Annotated in this window: 20 protein-coding genes and 1 riboswitch; of the genes, 1 reads left to right on the top strand and 19 read right to left on the bottom strand. The window is 39.8% G+C overall.

Annotation, left to right across the window (positions count from 1 at the left end; all coding sequences use genetic code 11):
* Positions 1-104: 104 nt before the first annotated feature.
* The 3 genes from sdhB to AB986_RS16620 form a co-directional block, all read right to left on the bottom strand.
* Positions 105-863: a succinate dehydrogenase iron-sulfur subunit gene (gene sdhB, locus AB986_RS16630; RefSeq protein ID WP_048312496.1), complete on the bottom strand. Its 759-nt coding sequence runs from the start codon at positions 861-863 to the stop codon at positions 105-107.
* Positions 863-2,626: a succinate dehydrogenase flavoprotein subunit gene (sdhA, locus tag AB986_RS16625; protein WP_048312494.1), complete on the bottom strand. Its 1,764-nt coding sequence runs from the start codon at positions 2,624-2,626 to the stop codon at positions 863-865. The genes sdhB and sdhA overlap by 1 nt, the downstream gene beginning before the upstream one ends.
* Before the next feature lie 78 nt (positions 2,627-2,704).
* Positions 2,705-3,313, bottom strand: a complete 609-nt coding sequence (locus tag AB986_RS16620) for a succinate dehydrogenase cytochrome b558 subunit (RefSeq protein WP_048312492.1) — start codon at positions 3,311-3,313, stop codon at positions 2,705-2,707.
* A gap of 302 nt (positions 3,314-3,615) precedes the next feature.
* Here AB986_RS16620 and AB986_RS16615 point away from each other — a divergent pair, with 302 nt between their 5' ends.
* Positions 3,616-4,059: a YslB family protein gene (locus AB986_RS16615; RefSeq protein ID WP_048312490.1), complete on the top strand. Its 444-nt coding sequence runs from the start codon at positions 3,616-3,618 to the stop codon at positions 4,057-4,059.
* Between the two features lie 34 nt (positions 4,060-4,093).
* Here AB986_RS16615 and AB986_RS16610 read toward each other — a convergent pair whose 3' ends face one another.
* From AB986_RS16610 to AB986_RS16535, 16 genes are all read right to left on the bottom strand, one after another.
* Positions 4,094-5,329, bottom strand: coding sequence for an aspartate kinase (locus AB986_RS16610; RefSeq protein ID WP_048312489.1), 1,236 nt, complete (start codon positions 5,327-5,329; stop codon positions 4,094-4,096).
* 426 nt (positions 5,330-5,755) lie between these two features.
* A riboswitch (Lysine riboswitch) is annotated at positions 5,756-5,944 on the bottom strand.
* Between the two features lie 79 nt (positions 5,945-6,023).
* A complete protein-coding gene (gene uvrC, locus AB986_RS16605) occupies positions 6,024-7,805 on the bottom strand; it encodes an excinuclease ABC subunit UvrC (RefSeq protein ID WP_048312487.1) in 1,782 nt (593 codons plus the stop codon).
* Positions 7,806-7,881: 76 nt separating this feature from the next.
* Positions 7,882-9,378 carry a hypothetical protein gene (locus AB986_RS16600; protein WP_084006612.1) on the bottom strand — a complete coding sequence of 499 codons (1,497 nt, stop codon included), beginning with the start codon at positions 9,376-9,378 and terminating at the stop codon, positions 7,882-7,884.
* A 296-nt stretch (positions 9,379-9,674) separates the two neighbouring features.
* Positions 9,675-10,613 (bottom strand): FTR1 family iron permease, encoded by a 939-nt coding sequence (locus AB986_RS16595; protein ID WP_048312485.1) that lies wholly within the window; start codon positions 10,611-10,613, stop codon positions 9,675-9,677.
* A gap of 28 nt (positions 10,614-10,641) precedes the next feature.
* The gene (locus AB986_RS16590) at positions 10,642-11,406 is read right to left on the bottom strand and encodes a hypothetical protein (RefSeq protein WP_048312483.1); all 765 of its coding nucleotides are present in this window, start codon (positions 11,404-11,406) and stop codon (positions 10,642-10,644) included.
* A gap of 64 nt (positions 11,407-11,470) precedes the next feature.
* A complete protein-coding gene (locus AB986_RS16585) occupies positions 11,471-12,244 on the bottom strand; it encodes a glycosyltransferase family 2 protein (RefSeq protein ID WP_048312481.1) in 774 nt (257 codons plus the stop codon).
* The gene (locus AB986_RS16580; RefSeq protein WP_048312478.1) at positions 12,244-13,704 is read right to left on the bottom strand and encodes an alkaline phosphatase family protein; all 1,461 of its coding nucleotides are present in this window, start codon (positions 13,702-13,704) and stop codon (positions 12,244-12,246) included. Before AB986_RS16580 ends, AB986_RS16585 begins: the two co-directional genes overlap by 1 nt.
* Positions 13,701-14,645: a lysylphosphatidylglycerol synthase transmembrane domain-containing protein gene (locus tag AB986_RS16575; protein ID WP_048312475.1), complete on the bottom strand. Its 945-nt coding sequence runs from the start codon at positions 14,643-14,645 to the stop codon at positions 13,701-13,703. Before AB986_RS16575 ends, AB986_RS16580 begins: the two co-directional genes overlap by 4 nt.
* Positions 14,621-15,562, bottom strand: coding sequence for an NAD-dependent epimerase/dehydratase family protein (locus tag AB986_RS16570; RefSeq protein WP_048312472.1), 942 nt, complete (start codon positions 15,560-15,562; stop codon positions 14,621-14,623). Before AB986_RS16570 ends, AB986_RS16575 begins: the two co-directional genes overlap by 25 nt.
* An 87-nt stretch (positions 15,563-15,649) precedes the next feature.
* Complete coding sequence (locus AB986_RS16565; protein WP_048312469.1) at positions 15,650-16,861, bottom strand: hypothetical protein; 1,212 nt, start codon at positions 16,859-16,861, stop codon at positions 15,650-15,652.
* 143 nt (positions 16,862-17,004) lie between these two features.
* Positions 17,005-17,316 (bottom strand): thioredoxin, encoded by a 312-nt coding sequence (gene trxA / locus AB986_RS16560; RefSeq protein ID WP_048312467.1) that lies wholly within the window; start codon positions 17,314-17,316, stop codon positions 17,005-17,007.
* Positions 17,317-17,868: 552 nt separating this feature from the next.
* Positions 17,869-18,846 (bottom strand): electron transfer flavoprotein subunit alpha/FixB family protein, encoded by a 978-nt coding sequence (locus tag AB986_RS16555; RefSeq protein WP_048312464.1) that lies wholly within the window; start codon positions 18,844-18,846, stop codon positions 17,869-17,871.
* Between the two features lie 12 nt (positions 18,847-18,858).
* The gene (locus AB986_RS16550) at positions 18,859-19,629 is read right to left on the bottom strand and encodes an electron transfer flavoprotein subunit beta/FixA family protein (protein ID WP_048312461.1); all 771 of its coding nucleotides are present in this window, start codon (positions 19,627-19,629) and stop codon (positions 18,859-18,861) included.
* Positions 19,630-19,658: 29 nt separating this feature from the next.
* Positions 19,659-20,432 (bottom strand): enoyl-CoA hydratase, encoded by a 774-nt coding sequence (locus AB986_RS16545; protein ID WP_048312459.1) that lies wholly within the window; start codon positions 20,430-20,432, stop codon positions 19,659-19,661.
* A 49-nt stretch (positions 20,433-20,481) separates the two neighbouring features.
* Positions 20,482-21,075: a fatty acid metabolism transcriptional regulator FadR gene (fadR, locus tag AB986_RS16540; RefSeq protein WP_048312457.1), complete on the bottom strand. Its 594-nt coding sequence runs from the start codon at positions 21,073-21,075 to the stop codon at positions 20,482-20,484.
* Positions 21,076-21,424: 349 nt separating this feature from the next.
* Positions 21,425-23,119 (bottom strand): AMP-binding protein, encoded by a 1,695-nt coding sequence (locus tag AB986_RS16535; RefSeq protein WP_048312455.1) that lies wholly within the window; start codon positions 23,117-23,119, stop codon positions 21,425-21,427.
* Between the last annotated feature and the right edge of the window lie 55 nt (positions 23,120-23,174).

The following is a 23,174-nucleotide window of genomic DNA, read 5'->3' as shown; positions in this document are numbered from 1 at the left end:
TTCAAGGATGACAGGCTTCGCCTTCATTCATCATTTCCTGAGAAATAACTAAAAATGTTAGTTTTCATATACAAAAAAGATCCCCATTATGGGGATCTTTCTTTTTAATGGTCACTTCCAAAGAAGTTCTTAAATGTTTGAAGAGATGTTGCACGGTTCATAGCAGCAATTGACGTCGTCAATGGGATTCCTTTAGGACATGATTGCACACAGTTCTGCGAATTACCACAGTTGGCAAGTCCTCCCTCATCCATTAATCCTTCAAGTCGTTCTTCTTTGTTCATTGCACCTGTAGGATGCGCGTTAAACAAGCGAACTTGTGAAACAGCTGCAGGTCCAATAAACTCAGACCGGCTATTAACATTAGGACACGCTTCTAGACATACACCGCAAGTCATACACTTTGAAAGTTCATACGCCCACTGTCGCTTATTCTCAGGCATTCTTGGTCCAGGTCCAAGATCATAAGTGCCATCAATCGGGATCCATGCTTTCACCTTTTTAAGAGCGTCGAACATTCTGCTTCGATCCACTGCTAGGTCACGAACGACAGGGAATGTCGTCATTGGCTCAAGGCGAATCGGCTGCTCGAGGTGATCGATAAGGGCGGTACATGATTGACGTGGCTTCCCGTTGATGACCATCGAACAGGCCCCACATACTTCTTCTAGACAACCCATTTCCCACACAACAGGTGTTGTTTTTTCGCCTTTTGCATTAACTGGATTACGTCGAATCTCCATTAGCGCAGAAATAACGTTCATATTTTGACGATATGGGATTGTGAATGATTCTTCATACGATGCTGATTCTGGACCATCTTGTCTTTTAATCTTCAGCGTAACTGTACGTTCTTCACTCATTAGTTTTTCCCCGCTTTCTTCTTCGAATAATCGCGTTTACGAGGTGTAATTAATGATGTATCTACTTCTTCATAGTAGAACTCTGGTTTATTGTTAACTGCATCGTATTTTGCCATAGTCGTTTTAAGCCAGTCTTCATCATTACGGTCAGGGAATTCAGGTTTGTAATGAGCTCCACGGCTTTCATCTCGATTAAGGGCACCAATTGTGATGACTCTTGCAAGTTGAAGCATGTTTGAAAGCTGTCGAGTAAATGCAGCTCCCTGATTACTCCATTTAGACGTATCATTAATGTTGATATTCTCGTAACGCTCCATTAACTCTTGGATCTTCTCATCCGTTTCTCGAAGCTTTTCATTATCTCTTACCACAGTAACATTAGCAGTCATCCACTCACCAAGTTCTTTATGAATTTGATATGCGTTTTCTGTTCCGTCCATTTTCAGAATCGCATCTTGTTTGGACTGCTCTTCCTGCTGATGCTTCTCAAATAAAGTTGATGGTAAATCTTCAACCGTTTCTTCAAGACCATTAATATACTCTACCGCATTCGGACCAGCTACCATACCTCCATAAATAGAAGAAAGTAGCGAGTTTGCTCCTAGACGATTTCCACCGTGTTGAGAATAATCACATTCACCCGCTGCAAATAATCCTGGGATATTCGTTTGTTGGTTAAAATCAACCCAAAGACCACCCATAGAGTAATGAACAGCAGGGAAGATTTTCATAGGTACTTTACGAGGATCGTCACCCATGAATTTCTCATAAATCTCAATGATTCCGCCAAGCTTAATATCAAGCTCTTTAGAGTCTTTATGGGAAAGGTCAAGGTAAACCATGTTTTCGCCATTGATTCCAAGCTTTTGACGTACGCAAACATCAAAAATCTCTCTCGTTGCAATATCTCGCGGTACTAGATTACCATATGCAGGATATTTTTCTTCGAGGAAGTACCAAGGTTTACCGTCTTTGTATGTCCAAACACGTCCGCCTTCCCCTCGTGCAGATTCGCTCATAAGACGTAGCTTATCATCACCAGGAATAGCTGTAGGATGAATTTGAATAAACTCACCATTCGAATAAATCGCTCCCTGTTGATAAAGAGCACCAGCTGCTGATCCAGTATTAATGACCGAATTTGTACTTTTACCAAAGATGATACCAGGACCACCTGTTGCCATAATTACAGCATCAGCTTCAAAGCTGCGAATTTCAGATGTCGTCAAGTTCTCACCGACAACTCCACGACAGACACCTCCATCATCAAGAATCGCAGATAGGAATTCCCATCCTTCATATTTCGTGACAAGTCCAGCCACTTCATGGCGACGTACTTGCTCATCTAATGCATAAAGCAACTGTTGTCCTGTTGTCGCCCCTGCAAACGCAGTACGGTGGTGCTGAGTACCACCAAAGCGTCGGAAGTCTAGTAGACCTTCTGGCGTTCTATTAAACATAACACCCATACGGTCCATTAAATGGATGATACCAGGTGCCGCATCACACATAGCCTTTACTGGAGGCTGGTTCGCAAGGAAGTCTCCTCCATAAACTGTATCATCAAAGTGTTCCCAAGGAGAATCTCCTTCTCCTTTTGTATTAACAGCACCGTTAATTCCACCCTGTGCACAAACAGAGTGAGATCGCTTAACTGGTACGATGGAAAGTAAATCTACATTCATTCCGGCTTCTGCCGCTTTGATCGTTGCCATTAACCCGGCAAGACCGCCTCCAACAATTACTAATTTACCTTTACTCATAAGAACGGTTCCCCCTTAAATGCTGGCTCTGTCTGGATATTATGTGTCCAGACTTGATGGTGAAGACTGTTCGGTTTCTTATACGAATGCAAATAACGCGCGGATCCCAACGAATGATAGTGCAACGAAAATAACCATTGTCACGTAAGTCATTGCGCGTTGTGATTTAGGTGTAACTGTTAAGCCCCAGCTTACGAAGAACGACCATAAACCATTCGCAAAGTGGAAGACAGTACCTACAACACCTACGATATAAAAGATCATCATTCCAGGGTTTGATAGAATATCAGCCATCATTTGATAGTTAACTTCTGCTCCCATAGCGGCTTGAATCCTAGTCTGCCAAACGTGCCATGTTACAAAAATAAGTACGATTACACCAGATATCCGCTGCAAGTAAAACATCCAATTGCGTAAATACCCATAAGTACTTACGTTATTTTTGGATTGAAATGCGATAAACACACCATAAATCGCATGGAATAAGAGCGGTAAGAAAATAACGAAAATTTCTAATAAATAACGATAAGGTAGGCTTTCCATAAAATGCGCTGCTGCATTAAAGTCCTCAGGCCCTCTTGTTGCGAAATAGTTTACTGTTAGATGTTGCGTAACATAGAGTCCGAGTGGAATAACCCCTAGAAGCGAATGCAATTTTCGGCTTACAAAGTCTCGACTTGCGGCCATGTTTTGTGTGTCCCCCTTTTAAGTTGTTAAGCTACCATCTGTCAGTGCATTTTTCTACAATAGATGTCTTTGCATGCACAGAAATCATCGCTTTCTGTCGATTAAATTGTGACATAACCATTGTACTCCCATCATTTAGGACCGTCAAGAAAACGCGTACATTCAGACTTTTCTAAATCTATTAAGTTGACTCTAATTTGTCACAATTCAATGTGCTCTTTTTATTTTATTTCTATCTATTGTGCTATGGAGGAATTCGCTTCTAAACGTTATAATTATAGCAGACAAGCTAGGAGGAATTTATGTTTAAGAAGCGTACAAACACGATTGACTATAGCCATGAAGTAGAAACAACAGCTTTTGGGTATGAATTCTTAAGGGAGATTCTTCTTCCTGAGCTTTTAGGAAATGAACAGCCAGCCGTTCTGTACTGGACAGGCAAGGAGATGGCAAGACAATACCCACTCTCTTCTAAAGAAGAAATAATAGAATTCTTCACGAAAGCGAGTTGGGGTACACTCTTAGTACAACAGGAAAAAAAGAATGAGATCATTTTCCTGCTCCAATCACAATTAATTACAGAACGAAAGAACACGACTCGGATGCCTTGTTATCAGTTAGAAGCTGGATTTATATCTGAGCAGTACCAAAACATGCTTAACTGTATGACAGAAGCCTATGAAACTGACAAAAAGAACGACATTCAGATCACAGTTAAATGGGATCCAAAAGATAAAGTAGAATAAAAAGGGAGACCCAATGTGGTCTCCCTTTCATTCGTTATACTTGCTCAACTGGCTTTCTCTCATCTAACTGGAATTGATCATGTAGTGACTCAATCGCATAAATCATTTTATCCTGAGGCACAATTGTAGAAACTTTTATTTCTGATGTACTGACCATCTTGATTTCAATCCCATGTTCAGATAGTACTTCAAACATCTGGGCAGCGACACCTGGGTTAGAGATCATTCCTGATCCTACAATTGATACTTTAGCTAAATCAGATTCATGGAAAATATTATTGTATGGTAATTTGACTTTAATTCGGTTTAACACATCCAATGTTAACTCAAGAGAAGCCGTTTCGATTGAAAATGAAATGCTTGTTGTATTCTTCTCACTTGTACTTTGAATAATAACATCGACATTAATGCCATTAGACGCGAGAGATGAGAAAAGAGTTGGTAGTGTTGTAATTTCGTTTGGTAATCCAGAAATCGTGATTTTTGTTACGTTACTTTCAAACGCCAGACCCCTGACGACTAAATTTTGTTCCATTGATGCTACCTCCTCTATTAACGTTCCAGGTTCATTCGTAAAGCTCGAGCGGACCTCAAGCAATATATTATAATTTTTGGCGAACTCAACCGCTCTTGGATGCAGAACCCCTGCTCCTAAATTGGCAAGTTCAAGCATTTCATCATAAGAAATGGTAGACAGTTTCCTAGCTGCATTTACATACCGAGGATCGGTTGTATAAACACCATCTACGTCTGTATAAATTTCACACCGATCTGCCTTAAGAGCAGCAGCTATCGCAACTGCTGTTGTATCAGATCCACCTCTACCAAGCGTAGCAATATCGGTTGTATCTGTAAGTCCCTGGAATCCAGCAACGATTACAATTTTCCCTTCAGCAAGATGCTGATTCATTCTCTTTGAATCGATATCAAGGATTCTGGCATTGCCATGAAACGTTTCTGTCTTTATTCCAGCCTGCCAGCCAGTTAACGATACTGAATCGTATCCTGCTTCTTGTATTGCCATTGAAAGTAACGCAGTTGTTACTTGCTCACCTGTTGTTAGAAGCATATCTAGCTCCCTAGGAGAGGGTTTTGTTGTAATACCTTTTGTTAATCCAACAAGTTCATCGGTTGTTTTCCCCATAGCAGATACGACAGCAACAACTTCGTCACCAGCATCCACTGCCTCAATGAGTCTTCTTGAGACATTTTTAATTTTCTCTACATCGCCTACAGATGTTCCACCAAACTTTAATACGCGTAGTCCCACTCTCTCCATCCTTTCTCTCATGTAACTGGTTTCTCACTCTATTTATGCACTTAACGCACACGCCTCACTAATCAAGAGTAATATGGTTTTCGTTTTGTTATACTTTATTCTTTATAAAAAGCTCTTTTCGCAGACATTGTTGCTACATGAATGGGTGAATTTCCGCTCCAGGATGCTCGCTTTCCGCGGGGCGGGCGGTGATCCTCCTCGTCGCTTACGCTCCTGTGGGGTCTCACCTGTCCCGCTAGTCCAGCATCCTTCCGCTCCAATTGCGAAGTGTGGTGTTTTATTTGTTTCAAAAGCAACAATCTTTTAGAAAAAGAGCCTTTAGAAAAGAAGCTTATGAAAAAGTAATAAAGTATAAAAAAAACAACAATGAGAAAAACCTCACTGTTGTTTTCAAAACAAATCCAAGAAAACGTCCCTTTGTGAGATAGTTCTCCATCCAATTCCAGGGTAGGTATTGGATGACAGCTCTGCATTTATTCAACACAGATCCAGCTTCAGACAGATAAGCGTCTTTCCACTTCGGCAAATTCCCCTTTCAGCTCCTGTCGACGAGTCTTATCACTCTAGAGAGAACTTACTAATGGTTTTTGCGCCTCTACCATCACTTCAACTTTCGAAGTGTGGACCTATTAAATTTCATTCATTATAACGGACTGAGCAGAAAGCCGCAACAGATTGTTGCAAATTAATTCGCTTGATTTTCGAATCTTACAAGTAACTCCTTTGCAACAGCTTGAGGTAAACCTGCTTCTTGTAATTCTTCTACACTTGCTTCTTTCATTTTTTTAATTGAGCCAAAATGTTTAAGAAGCATTTTTTTACGCTTCTCTCCGATACCTGGAATATCATCAAGACTTGATTTCAGCATAGATTTTCCTCTGAGCTGACGATGGAACGTTATCGCAAAGCGATGGACTTCATCTTGTATTCGCTGCAATAGGTAGAACTCCTGGCTGTTTCTTGATAAATAGACAGCAACAGGTGGATCACCTATGAGTAAATGTGATGTTTTGTGTTTCTCATCTTTTGTTAAAGAACATACAGGTATATCAAGTCCTAGTTCATTCTCAAGCACATCTTTTGCAGCTTGAATTTGAGCAATTCCACCATCAATAATAATTAAGTCCGGTAGGGGGCCACTTTCCTTCAACATTCTTGAGTAGCGTCTACGAACGACTTCTTTCATCGATCCAACATCATTTGGACCTTCAACCGTTTTAATTTTGTATTTACGATACTCATTTTTCTTAGGCTTGCCATCTAGGAAAACAACCATAGCCGATACAGGATTTGTCCCTTGTATATTAGAATTATCAAATGCTTCGATTCGGAGTGGTGCGTCAATTCCGAGTTGATCCCCTAAATTCTCGACTGCATCAATTGTTCTCTTCTCATCACGCTCAATGAGAGAGAATTTCTCATTAAGAGCAATCGTAGCATTTTTTTCTGTCAATTCAACGAGCTCTTTTTTCTTTCCTCGCTTCGGTTGGTGAACAGGAATCTCTAACAATTCTTGTGCCATCTCAGCATTAACATGCTGTGGCAAAAGCAATTCTTTCGGTTTTGGATGGTTTTTCTGTAAGTAGAATTGACCGAGATAGGTTAAGAAATCCTCTTCCGCATCATTATAGAATGGAAACAGTGAAACATCTCTTTCAATAAGCTTTCCCTGACGAACAAAGAAGACTTGAACACACATCCAGCCCTTATCGTAGCTGTAACCAAAGATATCCCTATCAATTCCGTCATTGGATTGGATCTTCTGTACTTCCATTACTTTATCGATATGAAACATAAGATCGCGGTATTCTTTTGCTCGCTCAAAATCCATATTCTCAGCAGCAAGACCCATCTTCCGTTCAATGTCCTCTTTAACCTCTTGATGGCCGCCATTTAGAAAACGCGTGATTCCATCAATCATTTCCTTATTTTGTTCTTTCGTAACATCTTTCACGCAAGGTGCAAGACATTGACCAATGTGGTAGTAAAGGCAAACACGGTCAGGCATTTTTCTACATTTCCGTAGTGGATAAAGACGATCTAGCAACTTCTTTGTAGCACTAGCTGCATACGCATTTGGATAAGGTCCAAAATACTTTCCTTTATCTTTCTTTATCTTTCTCGTGGTAATTAGACGTGGCTGCTCTTCAGATGTGATTTTAATGTATGGATAGCTTTTATCGTCTTTTAACATGACATTATATTTAGGATCATGCTTTTTAATCAAATTAAGCTCTAGAATCAGTGCTTCAAGATCTGTAGATGTAACAATATATTCAAAATCCCGGATTTCACTTACTAGACGCTGTGTCTTTCCATCATGTGATCCACTAAAATATGAACGTACTCTATTTTTCAGAACCTTTGCTTTCCCAACGTAAATAATCGTTCCCTGGCGATCTTTCATTAAGTAACACCCGGGCTGGTCAGGAAGGATTGCTAGCTTGTTCTTAAGATTTTGCTCCATGCTGACTCACCTCACTATTCCCTTTAAAGGCGTATCTATGTTCGCCTCTCATTGTACCACAATCCCGCTATTTTCTTTATTCGCGATACTCATATAAAACAATGTTGTCATAAATAGGATCATACAAGGATGATGAATCAAAGTTTATGACTCTCTTTATTGAATTCTCAATTGGAATTCCCTGTTCTTTAAATCCATCTACAACTTCCCCTGTTAAGAAGATTCGATGGTTTTCGTAATAGCTTTTATCTGATCGAAAAGTAGAATACGTATAGATCTGTTCATGTTCAAAGTCGGCATCTACATATCCCATTACCCTTGTTTCTTCCCATGTATACACGATAACCGGTTCATTGATCTCTTCTAAATAATCAATAAGTTGATGAACAGCTGCTGGCTTTTCTGCCTCTTTCATAACGACGTACGAGAAAGTAGTTTGTGTAACCACTACGAATAATAAAAAAACCATTACTCTAGTACGAAGAGTATGCTCACTCACAATAATGGTAGCAAGGCCAAACAGTGCCATCGTTGGTAGAGGAAGGATATGCCTTGGCTTATCAACATTTTGCGCAAATAAAGCCCACAGGAAATAACCAATAAACATTGCTACGTAAGCCCAAACGAACGGAGTACCACTAGACTTTCTTATTCTTTTCACTAATGCAATCGCTGCATAGACAGAGAATAGTGCAATCACGCCTAACAACAAAGTAGATTGTCCAGCGAAACCAGTCCAAGCGATATTATAGAACAGCAAATTGGAAAGTCGTTCAAGAATAGATGAAGAAGCTGAAACCGCCGTTCCTCCCCAATCCTGAAAATGTCCATTCGAGAAACCGAGCGCTAATTGAATAAACGCTGCTACTCCGCCTTCTGAGACTGCAAGTCCAGCCACCCATATCAACTGAAACAATAAAGCAATGCTTATTTGAATAATTAAAAACGAGGCGTACTCTCGGGTTTTGAATTGCTTTTTTCGTGATAATAGAAGGAGTAAAAGTCCGATCCCAAACGGTAGGTACGAAAGGCGTATACCTAATAAGAAACTAAATAATAAAGATGACAAGACAACAAATACTGTCGAGTTCTTGCGTTGAAAGGCACTCTGTAATATCCAGATATACCACCAGAGGATCGCTACAGCAGCTGCTTCACTCATCGGTTGAACAGCCATAACATTTAGAAAAACCATTGATTGAATGATCGCTACCGCTACTACGCTCCCTGTCGCCCAGAGATAGGATCGACTAAGTTTGTAAATCGGATAAACAGTCGTTAATAACAAAAGTGAATTCCAATTTGCAAGAGCCTGAGTTGGATTCACAACCCACTCGTTAATAAGCATCCCACCCAGGATGAAATAAGGATACCCGGGGAAATGTGGCTGCATAGCAAATAGGTCAAACCTCGTTAATGCCAAAGAAAAGTCAACTTGATCCCACGAACGCGGTACATCGAGTGCATAGACAAATCTCCACCACACTACAAGGAATATACTACTAATGGAAACAATCCATAGTGTACATATAAGAATCTTGTTCCATACTAATTTCTCATCTAATCGATTCAAACCACATCACCCTTTAGTTAGATCCATTATAAGACGTTTGTAATAATAAAGAAGGCTATGTTAATCAACAGTGTTGATTTTTGGCTCATTTATGCCCTGTGGTGACCAATCGCCTGAGCAAATGAATTTGCTCGAAGCGATTGGTCATCACAGGGCGACCTTTCAGCAGAGCTGAAAGGCGAGTAAAACTGAGGTTTCACTCGAATGAGCCAAAAATCGAGAAATTAACAATATGAGCTAACATAGCCATAAAGAAAAAGCACAAGACGATATGCATCGCCTTGCACCTTAGTTAATTATTTAACTGCAGATTCATTCATCTTGTTTGATGTGTTATAAACAGCCGTTTTTGGTTCTTTTACGCTAGCTTTCGCAGGTTCTTTTTTCGTATTAACAAGTAGGTAAATGACGGTGAAGTATCCGATATATCCAACAATTTCTTCAAGTGATGGCATAGATGAATATCCAAACAATGCCTTAAAGAATATCCCTATATCACCAGAGAGCAGTGGCGCCACACCATGATCACGAACGTAGTGAGCATAATCAATCGGATGTTCAGGTAGGAACCACGTTAAGTCGTATACGTGAGGCATTACGCTACCGATCATTTTAATATCTTGCATCATCGAAATGCCCTGAACAAACAATCCACCTGCAATCAACACAATGAAAATCCCTGTTACTTTAAAGAAAGATTTAAGTGGAATACGCATTGTACCCTTAAAGAAGAAGTAGGAAACACCAGAAGCAATTATGACTCCTGTAATGGCACCCCAACCTTCAAACCCTTTGCCGATATCCCCACCTGTAATGGCAGCGAAGAAGAAGACAGTCTCAACACCTTCTCGAAGAACAACAAGAAATGAGTGAATCACCATTCCTACAATGTTACCTGTTGTAATGAGCTGGGTCATCTTACCTTCAGTTTTACCTTTAAGATCGCGGCTATGTGAAGCCATCCAGAAAACCATTTGAGTAAGTAGTACAGCAGAGATTAACATAATGGAAATCTTCAGGTAGATCTCACTTCCCATCGCAGCGAACCCTGTGAAGACAACCTGGAACAACATGGCTACCCCAACGCTTGCTAATACGGCAAGCCCTGCACCGAGCCAGACAAATTTATTATACTGGCACTGTCCCATTCGCTTCATGTATGTTGTAATGATTCCAATGATGAGAAGTGCTTCAAGTACTTCTCTGAACATAATCAGTAATGCCTGAATTTCCATTATGTTTTCCCCTTTCTACAATCAAATGTTACGAGCGACGACGCCTTTTTGTATAGATCACAACGCTCGCAATCACGACAATAAGCAATACAAGCGGTAACCAATTTGATAACTGACCAAGATCTGTCCATTCTGTTTTACCGTTGCTTGCTGTCTCTTCATCTGTGGCGCTTTCGCCAAAGTGCCCAATTTCAACTGATTTCATATCGAATTGAGCCTTTAAACCATCAAGGATAATCTTTTTGCTTTCAATAAATTGTTCTTTATCTGATTCTTTCTCACCAACACCGAATAATCCCGGGTTACCTAGAGAGTTAAGAAGCGTTTCAAATTCAGCTTTAATCGTTTCATCTAGATCCTGGTTATCTTGTTTAACAACTGGTGAAAGCTTTTTGTATGTCGCATCTGCTTTACCTACCAGTTTTCTAGTTGTATCATATTCTTCAAAATCCTGTTCAACGCCTTCGAGTCGACGTGAAATATTGAGAACAAGAATCTCCTGCATATTTTTAATGACAGCTTCTTTATTCTCATCATCAAGCTCGCTTTGAACTGCTTGAACAGCATCATCACCCATATGTAACTTTATTTCGTCACTTACTGAAGCAAATATTTCATTCGCTTCTTCATACTTTGGAGGAGACTCGTTTAGTTTAGCAGACATTTCAACATATGCTTCAGCCACAATCTCTTCTGTTGGGTCACCATAAGAATAGGCCTGAGCCAGATCAGGAACAGAAAGTGTACTGATCAATACTACTATGAATGCTATTGAAAAAATACGTTTTATCATTGAAAATCCTCCTCATTGATAATGATAATGATTATCAGCTCTTAAGTCAATAAATGATCTGCAATTATTGTGACTTTTCTGCCACGAAATCCGGAATAGGATTTCTCGCTAATACATGCGCATTCTCATCGATTTTCACTTTTTCTACTGGTCGCATTATCTCTTTCATAATGGCTGGTAAAACCGATGTAACATACGCTTTAAATTTAATATAAGATTCTCCTGTAGAACGAACCTGATAGGCGATCGGCACTTCCTTCACCCTAAACCCTTTTCTAACAAGGTTTAAGGTTAAGACCTGTGCATAGTTGTAATCATGAATAATTTCGCCGTGCTCCATCGCCTGTTTTGAGAATACTCTCATTCCGGATTGACCGTCATAGATCCACTTCTGTAATAGAAGAGATTGTAGGAAAGTAAAGCAGTAGTTTCCTAATCGACGATGAAGACGCATTCCATCAATCGTTCCTTTAAAGCGTGAACCCATTACATAATCCGCTTCACCACGTAATAGAGGATCTAAAAGTTCGGGAAGTTGCCATGCTGGATACTCATTATCAGCGTCGAGCATAACACCAATATCCGCGCCGAGTTCAAGAGAATGGGATAGACCCTTACGCACTGCAGCACCTAGCCCTTGATTTTCAGTAAAAGAATAAACATAGTCTGCGCCATAATGTTTTGCTACTTCAACTGTTCGGTCAGTTGATCCATCATCGATAACGAGCACACTCACACGAACATTCGAGTGAAAATGACGTGGAATCTGCTTAATAACTTCTCCGATCGCATGTTCTTCATTATGAGCAGGTAAAAATACTATTACGTGTTGTTTCATTACCTTATTTCTTCCTTCCTATCTTGAAAAGCATCTTCTAGAATAGCTCCCCTACTATGAGAAGGGATTGGAGCTCCTAGCAGATGAGCAACAGTTGGTGCTACAGATGTAAGGCTATGCTTGTCCTCAATGATTTTCCCTTTTGCTATTGAAGGACCATTCATGAAGAAAGGTACGTACCTTTCCCCTTCATCGAGATGGCCATGCCCACCAATTCCATCTGCTTGACCATGATCAGCACAAACAATTAATGTTGTATTTTCCATGAATCCTTGTTCCTCTAACCATCCAACATATTCCTCAACTAGTTTATCTGCTTCTTCAATTTTTTGAATGTAATCATCATACAATACACCTCTTGCATGGCCAGTTTGATCGGTACCGATTAGCTGTACTGCGAAGAAGTCAGGATTTTTATCCAACATGATTCGGCGTGCGCCTTCCATGATTTTGGTATCAGCTATATCGTTGTTCATAACAGCTGTTACTGTGTCAACATCGTCACCCATTGCATCAACAAGATGAGCGATACCAAGGAGACGTCCGCTTTTTCCAACTTTACGTAAAGTATCAAAAATGGTTTCTACCTTTACCCCAAGCTTCCAAACCATATTTGACTTTATACCATGCTCGAGAGGGTAGGTGCCTGTCATCATGGAAGAAAAACACACCACCGTTCGTGCTGGGTAAACAGTTTCCATTTGACTGTATTCTGTCCCGTTTTTCTTTAATGAATCGAGAAATGGTGTATTCGCTTCTTGAAAACGTTCTTTACGCATTCCGTCAATGACGATCATCATAACGCGTTCATTTGTAGAAGTATTCGGTATCGCCTTTGTATAATCAGGTTTGACCTCAGGTTTCCAATCAAATAAATTCCGATGCAAAACAAAGCTAAACAACCAGATCCCAGCGTATAAGTATAGAAGGTTGCTCCACTGGAACGAAGGCCCAGAACCCATTGATGCATTAATGACCATCGACCATATTGGTATGATCAATAGAAACTTAGGCAATTGTTCTTGGGCATTTCCACTTGTTGAATCACTATTCTTAAGCACTAACTTCCAGAAACGTGTGAAGTTCAGCCAGCTTGTCCCGATTCGTAGGTGGTAATAGAATGTTCCCCAGAAAAAAACGGTAAAGAAGAAATACAAACCAACTCCAAGCAATGCTGCTGATAAGGCGTATGTATCAAATAGTAATAAATATGCCATTAATGGTAGCCATAAATAATTCCTTAAAAAAAGTGGAAAATCGTATACGTAATATAAAACAAGAAGGGGAAGAATGGCACCAAGTCCAATAATAAAGGCTTCCCAGAACTCGATTGAAGACCACTGTGTTAGATACACTAACAATACAGTCCCAGTAACAAAGATTGGGGTGAATGGCTTACCTTCATTAAGAAGGTTCCAGCACCTCGCTGCTATTTTCTCAAAACCTGATGCTTGCTTCATGATGTTTCTCCTTTCTTAGTTAGAAACGTCTTCAATCTACGAAATTGAAGAGGATAAAGGTAAAACGCTACCAGACCGGCAGCAAAAGAATAGAGGTATTTAAATGCATGTGTAATAAGCGCAATCGAAAGAGCTTCCTCCCAACCAAAACCGACCTGGTTTAAAGAGAAACTCATAACACTTTCATAGGTTGCAAATCCTCCTGGTGCTAGCTGAAACACACCTGCCCCCACCGATAGTGCCGTTACCCACATCGCATTCCAATAAGTAAAAGTGTATTCAGTTAGGCTTGCAACACCGAAGACCACAACCCCTTCAGCAATCCAACTTATACATGATAGCACGATAACGACAGGGAAATACGATGAAATCATAAGGTCTCTTAACGTGAGCCACTGCCTTTTGAATACGGATTGCAACTTACTTTTTTTAAGAAATAGAACGACTAGTACACCTAAAGCTACTAAACCAAAAAGCAATCCAATTAGAAAATTTAGATGAACGTTAATTCCTATCCAAGCAGCACCGACAATCGCAAATACACCCAACCAGAACATATCAACCATGCGTAATAGAATAACCGATTGAATAGCTGTTCCCCATTTCCCTTGCTGTTCTTGTGCCAAGACTCCCATTCGAACGGCTTCCCCTCCTTTAAACGGAAGAAGATGATTAAAAAACAAGCTATAGAAAATTCCTGCTATGTATACTTTGAATTTGATCTTCTGATCAACAAGAAGTTGCCAGCACCAGCCTCGCAATAAGAATGAGACTGTATACCCTCCAACCATCGTAAGAAGCACAATTGGATGAGTTAGGAGTTTAAAGCTAAAAGAGGTTACCATCGATAAACTAAACTTATTTAATAGAAGAAAAATAAACAGCATGACTAGGAGCAAGCCAACATTCCACTTTACTAATCGTGATAATTTTTTGCCCATTCGACTGTTCTCCGCAACCCTTCTTCGAATCCTATTTCAGGAACATACCCAAGATCTTTCTTCGCCTTCTCTATGTTACTCCACGTGTGTCTAACATCGCCAGCACGAAACGTTTCGTCTACTACATTTGCATCAGGAAAATAGTTCATTAAAAGACGAATTAAGTTTTCAAGACGAACCGGTTTTCCAGAGCCGAGGTTATAAATTTCAGACTGTTTCGTTTGATTAAGTGCAAGGGATATACCGTTTACAATATCATCGATGTATGTAAAATCCCTAGATTGATGACGACCGTATATATGGATTGGCTCTCCATTTAAAAGTTTTGTTAGAAAGAGTGGAATGGCCATATCGGGTCTCCCCCATGGTCCATAAACAGTGAAAAAACGAAGGATTGTTAATTTGAAACCATAAAGCGACTGATAGGCATGGCAGAATGACTCTGCTCCTGCTTTAGCAGCTGCATAAGGTGACTTTACTTTGCCATTAGCTATGGATTCTGAAACTGGACCATCTTGATCACCGTATACCGAAGAAGAAGAACCAAATAACACTTGGGATACACCTGAAATTCCAGCAGCCCTTAACACGTTAACAGTAACCTTTATATCCTGATCAATGTAAGCATGTGGATCCGTTAAAGAAGGCTGTACGCCAGGTAGTGCAGCCAGATGAATAACGGCATCATAAGAGTGTTCATTAAAATGAGCGATTGTTTTCTCCTCATCTAGTAAATCAAACTCATGTATCGCAACAGGACCGATCTTTTTAATTTGTTCAACCTGCTCCAATTTCCTTTCAACATGGTAGGATGTTGAAAAGTGATCGATAATTGAGACTTCGTGGTTTGCTTTTAATAGTGACTTGGAGAGACTACTTCCAATAAAACCAGCTCCACCTGTAATCAATATGTTCATAAATTGCACCCTTCACTTGAAATACCTCATATAAATAACCTTTATACAAGAGAAACGGCCGCATTTAGCGGCCGTCAAATTCTATCATTATTCTACTACACTTTGTAATTCGGACAAAATTTGCTCACTTAGCTTGTTTGCTTCTTCAGCATTATCGTTATCAATTGCTTCATACCAGCTTGTTGCATCTGCGTATAGCGCATCGGCTTCCTCTTGACCGATTGCATCAGTTACTGGCATTTCAATAGCTTTCAAAAAGACATTTGCTTCCATAGCAGCTTCTTTTGAATCAGTAATTTTGCCCTCTTCAGCCATTTCTGCAACTTTTTCGTGATAGCCTTTGATTTTCCCTGCAAATGCCTTCACGAATAGGTTAGAAACTTCGTCTGCTTTAATAGAAGCAGGCTCATTACTAATATCAAATAACTCACTTAGTTTAGCTGCTGCTTCTTCATCTCCACCAGCTAGTGACCCTTTAATTGCCTGATAAAATCCTAATGCTTCCGTTTGCATGATTTGTAGTTCCTCGGAATCACCAGCATTTACTGCTTCTTCAATTTTCTCAGCGTAAGAATTTGAAGCAAGGTAATAGCTTCTATAAATTGACTTATCCGTAATTTGCTTCGCTACCGCAAAATCTTCCATACCTTCTTCACTAGAAAGAGCTTCTTCCTGTGCAGTCAATCCACTGTTAATGTTCTCCACGATGCTTGACTCTCCTTCAAGCTCATAATAAGAATCACGTTTTTCAGCTGTAGGAACAAAAACATTTTCTACAAGTAACTTAATTTCTTCAAAATGAAGCATTGCTTCATCATTTTTATCAGCGTCTTTCGCATCAATAACTGCTTGCTGCAAAGACTTTTGTTTCTGGTAGAAATAAGACTGAGTGCCTTTATCAATCATCTGGCGTGCCACATTCTCTTCAAGCTCTCCTGATGTTCCAGCCTGAATACCTGTTGTAATAAATTGATCAAACTCATTATCGATTTCATTTACAGCGCTTTTCAAGTCGCTAGTATAAGTCGATTCAACAAGATCCCAATCTACTTCTTGATCTTCCTTCATTTTATTCAATTCGTCTGTAATCGCTTTATATGCATCGACTTGTTTAGCAGTTGCCGATTCATCAACTGACATCTCCTTGCTTTGATCTGAAGATTGAGAATCTGTAGATTCTTCCTGAGAATTATTCTCTGTATTCGCAGTATTTGCAGCATTTTCTGAATCATTACCACAAGCTACAAGTACTGTACCTGCTAGTGTAATTGAAGCGAATAACATCATAGACTTTTTCATATGTAAAACTCCTCTTCGTATGGTCTTTTATCCATGACGATTATATCGAGAACGATTATCAGTGTCAATACCGTAAATTTGTCAGAAAATAAATCACCACAAAAAAAAGCCCTGTTCTTTTGAGAACAGGGCTCTTTAAACAATTATTGATGTTTTGAAAGTGTTTGTGCAAGTGCTTCTTTTGGTTGGAAGCCAACTACTTGGTCAACTACCTCACCATTTTTGATTACTAGTAGTGTTGGGATACTCATAACACCGAACTTGCTTGCCGTTTCCTGATTTTCATCAACGTCAAGTTTAACAACTTTAACGTCGCTCATTTCAGCATCAAGCTCTTCAAGAACTGGTGCAATCATTTTACATGGGCCACACCATGGTGCCCAAAAATCCGCTAGTACAAGACCTTCACTTGTTTCTTCTGTGAAACTTTGATCTGTTGCGTGTACAATAGCCATTCTATATCTTCCTCCTTCAAACATTTATCACTTGAGAATACCAGGTTAAGGCCGGTTGCCTCAATGTGCTCTGCCATGTTGGTATCGATCAACTGGCTCAAAATGAGTATATCATTAATACTCTTCATGATTCCATTTTTTTGACTCACATTCATTGTTCCCCATCTTTCTTTTAATAAAACGAGTCATCGTAAATAATACAAACAAATTTAGAGACTGTTCTTTTAAATCGGTTGTTATATTAGACTTTGTTTCTATACGATAAGAGTAGTAGTTGATTTCCGCTCTAGGTGCTCGCTTTCTGCGGGGCGGGACACTTGAGCCTCCTCGTCGCTTACGCTCCTGTGGGGTCTCACCTGTCCCGCTAGTCCCGCAGGAGTCGAGCTCCTTCCGCTCCAATCAACTATGGAATGTTGTTCTCTATAGGGAAATTCTTTAAAAACTACTAGCGTTTAGATAAGAGCCTTTAATAAAAAATTCATTATATAAAAACAATCTTTCAGAAACTTCTCGGCACATAAGAAAAAGCGAGCTATATAGCTCGCTTTGTTCTTAGCTTGTTTGAAGTACCTTCTTAAATTCTTGTGTAAGCAATGGTACAACTTCGAAAAGATCGCCTACAATACCATAATCAGCAACGCTGAAGATACTTGCTTCAGGATCTTTATTAATTGCAACAATTACTTTGGAATTAGACATACCTGCTAAGTGCTGAATTGCACCTGAAATACCACAGGCAATATAAAGATCTGGAGTTACTACTTTACCGGTTTGCCCAATTTGGAGGGAATAGTCGCAGTAATCGGCATCACATGCACCACGAGAAGCTCCTACTGCTGCGCCAAGTAGATCTGCTAGTTCTTGTAGAGGTTCAAATCCTTCTTCACTCTTAACACCTCTACCACCAGCAACAATCACTTTTGCTTCAGAAAGATCAACGCCTGAAGTCGATTTACGAACAACTTCTTTCACAATCGTACGCAAATCTTTAATCTTTATGCTCTCTTCAAAAACTTCACCAGAACGAGACTCATCTAATTCAAGTGGAGCAATATTGTTGGGTCGAATTGTTGCAAGAATGATGCCCTCTTTAATCTTCTTCTTCTCAAAAGCTTTACCTGAGTAGATTGGACGAGTAAAGACTACGTCTTCTCCCTCAAGTTCAATTCCTATAGCATCTGAAACAAGTCCAGCATCAAGTTTACTTGCCAGTCGAGGAGCTAAGTCTTTCCCTATTGAAGTATGTGGCATAAGAATAGCATCAGGATCAACGGAATCAACGATCTGTATGAAAGCCTGTCCGTACCCATCACTCGTATAGTTTTTAAGTTTCTCATCTTCTACTTTAATGACGCGGTCTGCTCCGTAATGGAAAAGAGGATCTGTTAGAGAGCCTACATTTTCTCCCACTACTACTGCGATGACTTCACCACCAGCTGCGATTTCTTTCCCTGCACCAATCGCCTCAAACGATACGTTACGTAGTTCATTATCACGAGCTTCTGCAAATACAAGTACTTTTTTAGCCATAATTGTCCCCTCCTATATAACTTTCGCTTCCTGGCGAAGTAGTTTCACTAGTTCTTCTACTTGATCACCTAACTCACCTTCGAGAACCTTACCTGCTTCTTTTTTAGGTGGAAGATAACGCTCAATCGTTTCTGTTTTAGCTTCAATTTCATCATCTTCTACATCAAGTTCATCATAATCTATATTTTCTAATGGCTTTTTCTTTGCCTTCATAATACCTGGAAGTGAAGGATAGCGTGGCTCGTTTAATCCTTGTTGAGCCGTCACAAGAAGTGGTAGTTGTGCTTCAACAATTTCCATGTCACCTTCAACATCGCGCTCCATTGTAGCTGTTGTTCCATCAATATCAAGCTTAGTAATCGTTGTTACGTAAGCGATTCCAAGTTTCTCAGCAAGACGTGGTCCAACTTGTCCAGTACTATTATCGTTCGATACGTTTCCTCCGAGAATGATGTCGAATTCTTTATCCTCAAAATATGCTGCTAGAAGGGCCGTTGTTGTATATTGATCGCTATCGTCGAGATCTTCGTTATTAATAAGAACCGCTTTATCTGCTCCCATTGCAAGGGCTGTTCTTAGCTCTTTCTCAACTTCTTCATCACCAATACTTACAACTGTTACTTCACCGCCATGATCATCACGGAGTTGAATCGCTTCTTCAATGGCATATTCATCATAAGGGTTGATAATGAATTCAACACCTTCTTCACTAATTTTTCCGTTTTCGATAACGATTTTTTCCTCAGTATCAAAAGTTCTTTTCATGATTACATAAATGTTCATATCTTTATCCCTCCCTGAGATAGTTCACTTTATTTATCTTGGAATTGCGGCTTACGTTTCTCAATAAATGCACGAATACCTTCTTGTCCATCTTCTGAAGCAAATGCCTTCCCAAAATACTCTCTTTCTTTTTGAACACCTTCATCAAACTGCTCTGACTTAGAATAGGTGAGAAGTTTAAGAGCATAGTTAACTGCTACAGCACTCTTTAAAGCGATCTTCTCAGCAAGTTCTTTAGCTTTAGGAAGCAGATCTTCGTCGCTATATACTTGATTCGCTAGACCTGCAGCCACAGCTTCAATGCCTGTAATTGGCTCACTTGTTAGTAGCATTTCAGTTGCTTTTGCTTTCCCCACAAGTGCTGGTAGTCTTTGAGTTCCCGCAAATCCAGGAACAAGACCAAGTTGTAGTTCAGGAAGTCCAAGCTTGGCGTTTTCAGTTACTAATCGAATATGACAAGCCATCGCGAGCTCCAAACCTCCACCAAGCGCAGCACCATGAATAGCTGCAATGATCGGTTTTGGGAACGCTTCCATTTTATCGAATAATTGCTGTCCAAAACCACCTAGCTCTGCAAATCCCTCTTCACTACTAACTGTAGTAAATTCCTTAATATCAGCACCTGCTGAGAAAAATTTGCCTTCACCTGAAATAAGGATTACTTTTGTCTCGGGATCTCCTTCAATACTTGAGAGCACTTCGGACAGTTCTTTTAAAACATCAGATGCAACTGCATTAGCTGGTGGTCTATTCAATGTTACATGCGCAACCTTGTTCTCATTCTTTACTCTAATAAATTCCACTTCTCCACTCCTTTCATATGGTGGTCCCGGTCTAAGCCGGGACATCTTTTTATTTACTCAAGCCGTTTATCAATAAATTGTGAAGCGGCTTTGCGAGTGCCTCTAAATCAAACTTGTGATCTTTCATAACCCAGTTTGTTACGGTTTCATCCAACGTCCCAAAAATCATTTGTCTAGCTAGTCGAATGTCCAATTCCTCTATAAACAAACCTGATTTAATACCTTCATCGAGAATATGATCAACTAGGGTGAGGTATTTCTTCAGTACCTCGCCGATTTGAGCACGAAGCGCTTTGTTTGTTTGTCTAAGCTCTAGTTGTGTAACGATAGCAAGCTCATAATCTGAACCAAGGTGTTTAAAATGCATATCAATCAGCGTGAACAGTTTATCCATTGCGTTGTCTTTGTTGGCAATTTGCTCTTCCGTTTTGTCGATAAAGCTGCCCATCTTTTTCTGGAATAGCGAGATTAAAAGATCTTCTTTGTTTTTAAAATAAAGATAGATTGTACCATCAGCAACTCCTGCTTCTCTAGCAATTTTGGAAACCTGTGCTTGATGATAACCATTTTGAGCAATGACAACAACTGCTGCGTCTATGATTTTATCGTACTTTGGTCCTCTTTTTTTCCCCTTTTCAACCATAATAGTTTCTCCTTTATTCTTTATCCGGCGCTCATCCGAAAATGAATGAGCGTTCATTCATAATCTTATTGTAGCGATACGAACCATCCGCTGTCAACATAAGATTTCTGAGCGAGCGCTCGTTTAGAATCAGGAGATTTTTTACAAAATAATCATACCATAATAAGCAGAAATGTGCGAATCTTTCCAGAATATTAATGATTAATTTTAGACATTAAATCAGAAGGCTATGTTTGCTCATATTGTTGATTTCTCTATTTTTGACTCATTCGGGATGACCAATCGCAGGGCGTAAATAAGCCAAAAATCAACACTGTCCATTGACATAGCCAATCAGAAAAACCAATCGCTAGAGCGATTGGTCCTTTTTTGCCTTTTCTTCATCTACTAGAACACGACGGAGAATTTTACCAACCGTAGTTTTCGGAAGCTCTTCTCTAAATTCATAAAGTCTAGGCACTTTATAAGCAGCAAGGAATTTACGACAGAATTGATTCATTTCTTCTTCAGTTGCCTTTTCATTCTGCTTTAATACGACAAATGCCTTTACCGTTTCACCGCGATAAGCATCAGGTATGCCGATGATAACAGCTTCTTGTACTGCTGGATGTTCATAGAGTACTTCTTCCACTTCACGAGGATAAATATTATAGCCACCTGCAATAATCATATCTTTCTTTCGATCCACTACATAGAAGTAACCTTTTTCATCTCGATAGGCCATATCACCTGTAAAAAGCCACCCATTCTTTAATACCGCATTCGTTTCATCAGGTCTCTTCCAATAGCCTTTCATAACTTGAGGTCCTTGAACAATAAGCTCTCCAATCTCTTTAAGAGCCGCTTCATCTCCTGTTGGCAATACAATTTTAGCATCTGTATCTGGCCAGGGAAGGCCTATACTTCCAACTACCGTTCCATCCGAAAGTGGATTCGAGTGCGTTACAGGGGAAGACTCCGTTAGGCCATATCCTTCTACGAGTCTACCAGTGATTTTCTCCTGAAACTTTTGTTGGACCTCAATTGGGAGTGGCGCAGAACCGCTTATACATGCTTTAATCGATGATAGATCATACTTATCAAAGTCAGGTTCATTTAACAATGATATATAGATGGTTGGTGCCCCAGGAAATAATGTGGGCTTCTGCTTCTCAATCGCCTTAAGCGTATCTTTTGGTTCGAATTTAGGAAGAATAATCATTTTAGCCGCATACATAATTGAAAGGTTCATCACACATGTCATGCCGTAAACATGGAAGAACGGAAGAATACCCATAACACTTTCCTCACCGTACTTCGCATCAGGAATCCAATTCTTACACTGCATTGTATTCACTACAAGATTGAAATGAGTTAGCATGACACCTTTCGCAAGACCTGTTGTTCCACCCGTATATTGAAGAAGAGCAAGATCTTCTTTCGGATTAACATCTAATTCAATGTCATCCTCACTCCCATTTGCTACCCAGTTCTTGAATGTATGAATTTCATCTGTAGATGGCATTTCAACAAGCAATCCCTGCTTCTTTTGCTTTTGGATAAGCGGAAAAAGTAGATTTTTAGGAAATGGTAAATAGTCCTGGATTTTTGTTACAACAATATGTTGAAGCATTGTCTTATTTTTCACCTTCAATACTTTTGGTAGTACAAGGTCAAGACAAATCATTATATTCGCTTCTGAATCGGTAAGCTGATGCTCCAATTCTCTCTCCATATACAGAGGATTGGTTTGAACGACTACTCCTCCTGCCATAAGGACAGCATAGTAACTAATAACAGCTTGCGGACAATTCGGAAGCATAATGGATACACGATCACTCTTCTTGAGCCCATTCTCACGCAATGAATTTGCTAGTCGCTTCGACCGGCTAAGTAGTTCTTGAAACGTTAGTTCTTTCCCAAGGAAATGAACAGCTGTTTTGTTAGGATGTTTTGTGGCTGCATCAATCAGATAAGCTTGCAGTGGTTTATTCTCATATTCAATTGAGCTAGGAACTCCTTCTTGATAATAGCTAAACCACTCTTTTTCAACGTTGTTCGTCATATATCGTCAACCTCCCTTTTACGACTCCTTCCAAACCAAATATTCTCTCTATAAG

The organism is Guptibacillus hwajinpoensis (assembly GCF_001039475.1).
Taxonomy (GTDB): Bacteria; Bacillota; Bacilli; order Bacillales; family Guptibacillaceae; genus Guptibacillus; species Guptibacillus hwajinpoensis.
This window is presented reverse-complemented; position numbering and strand designations above follow the sequence as displayed.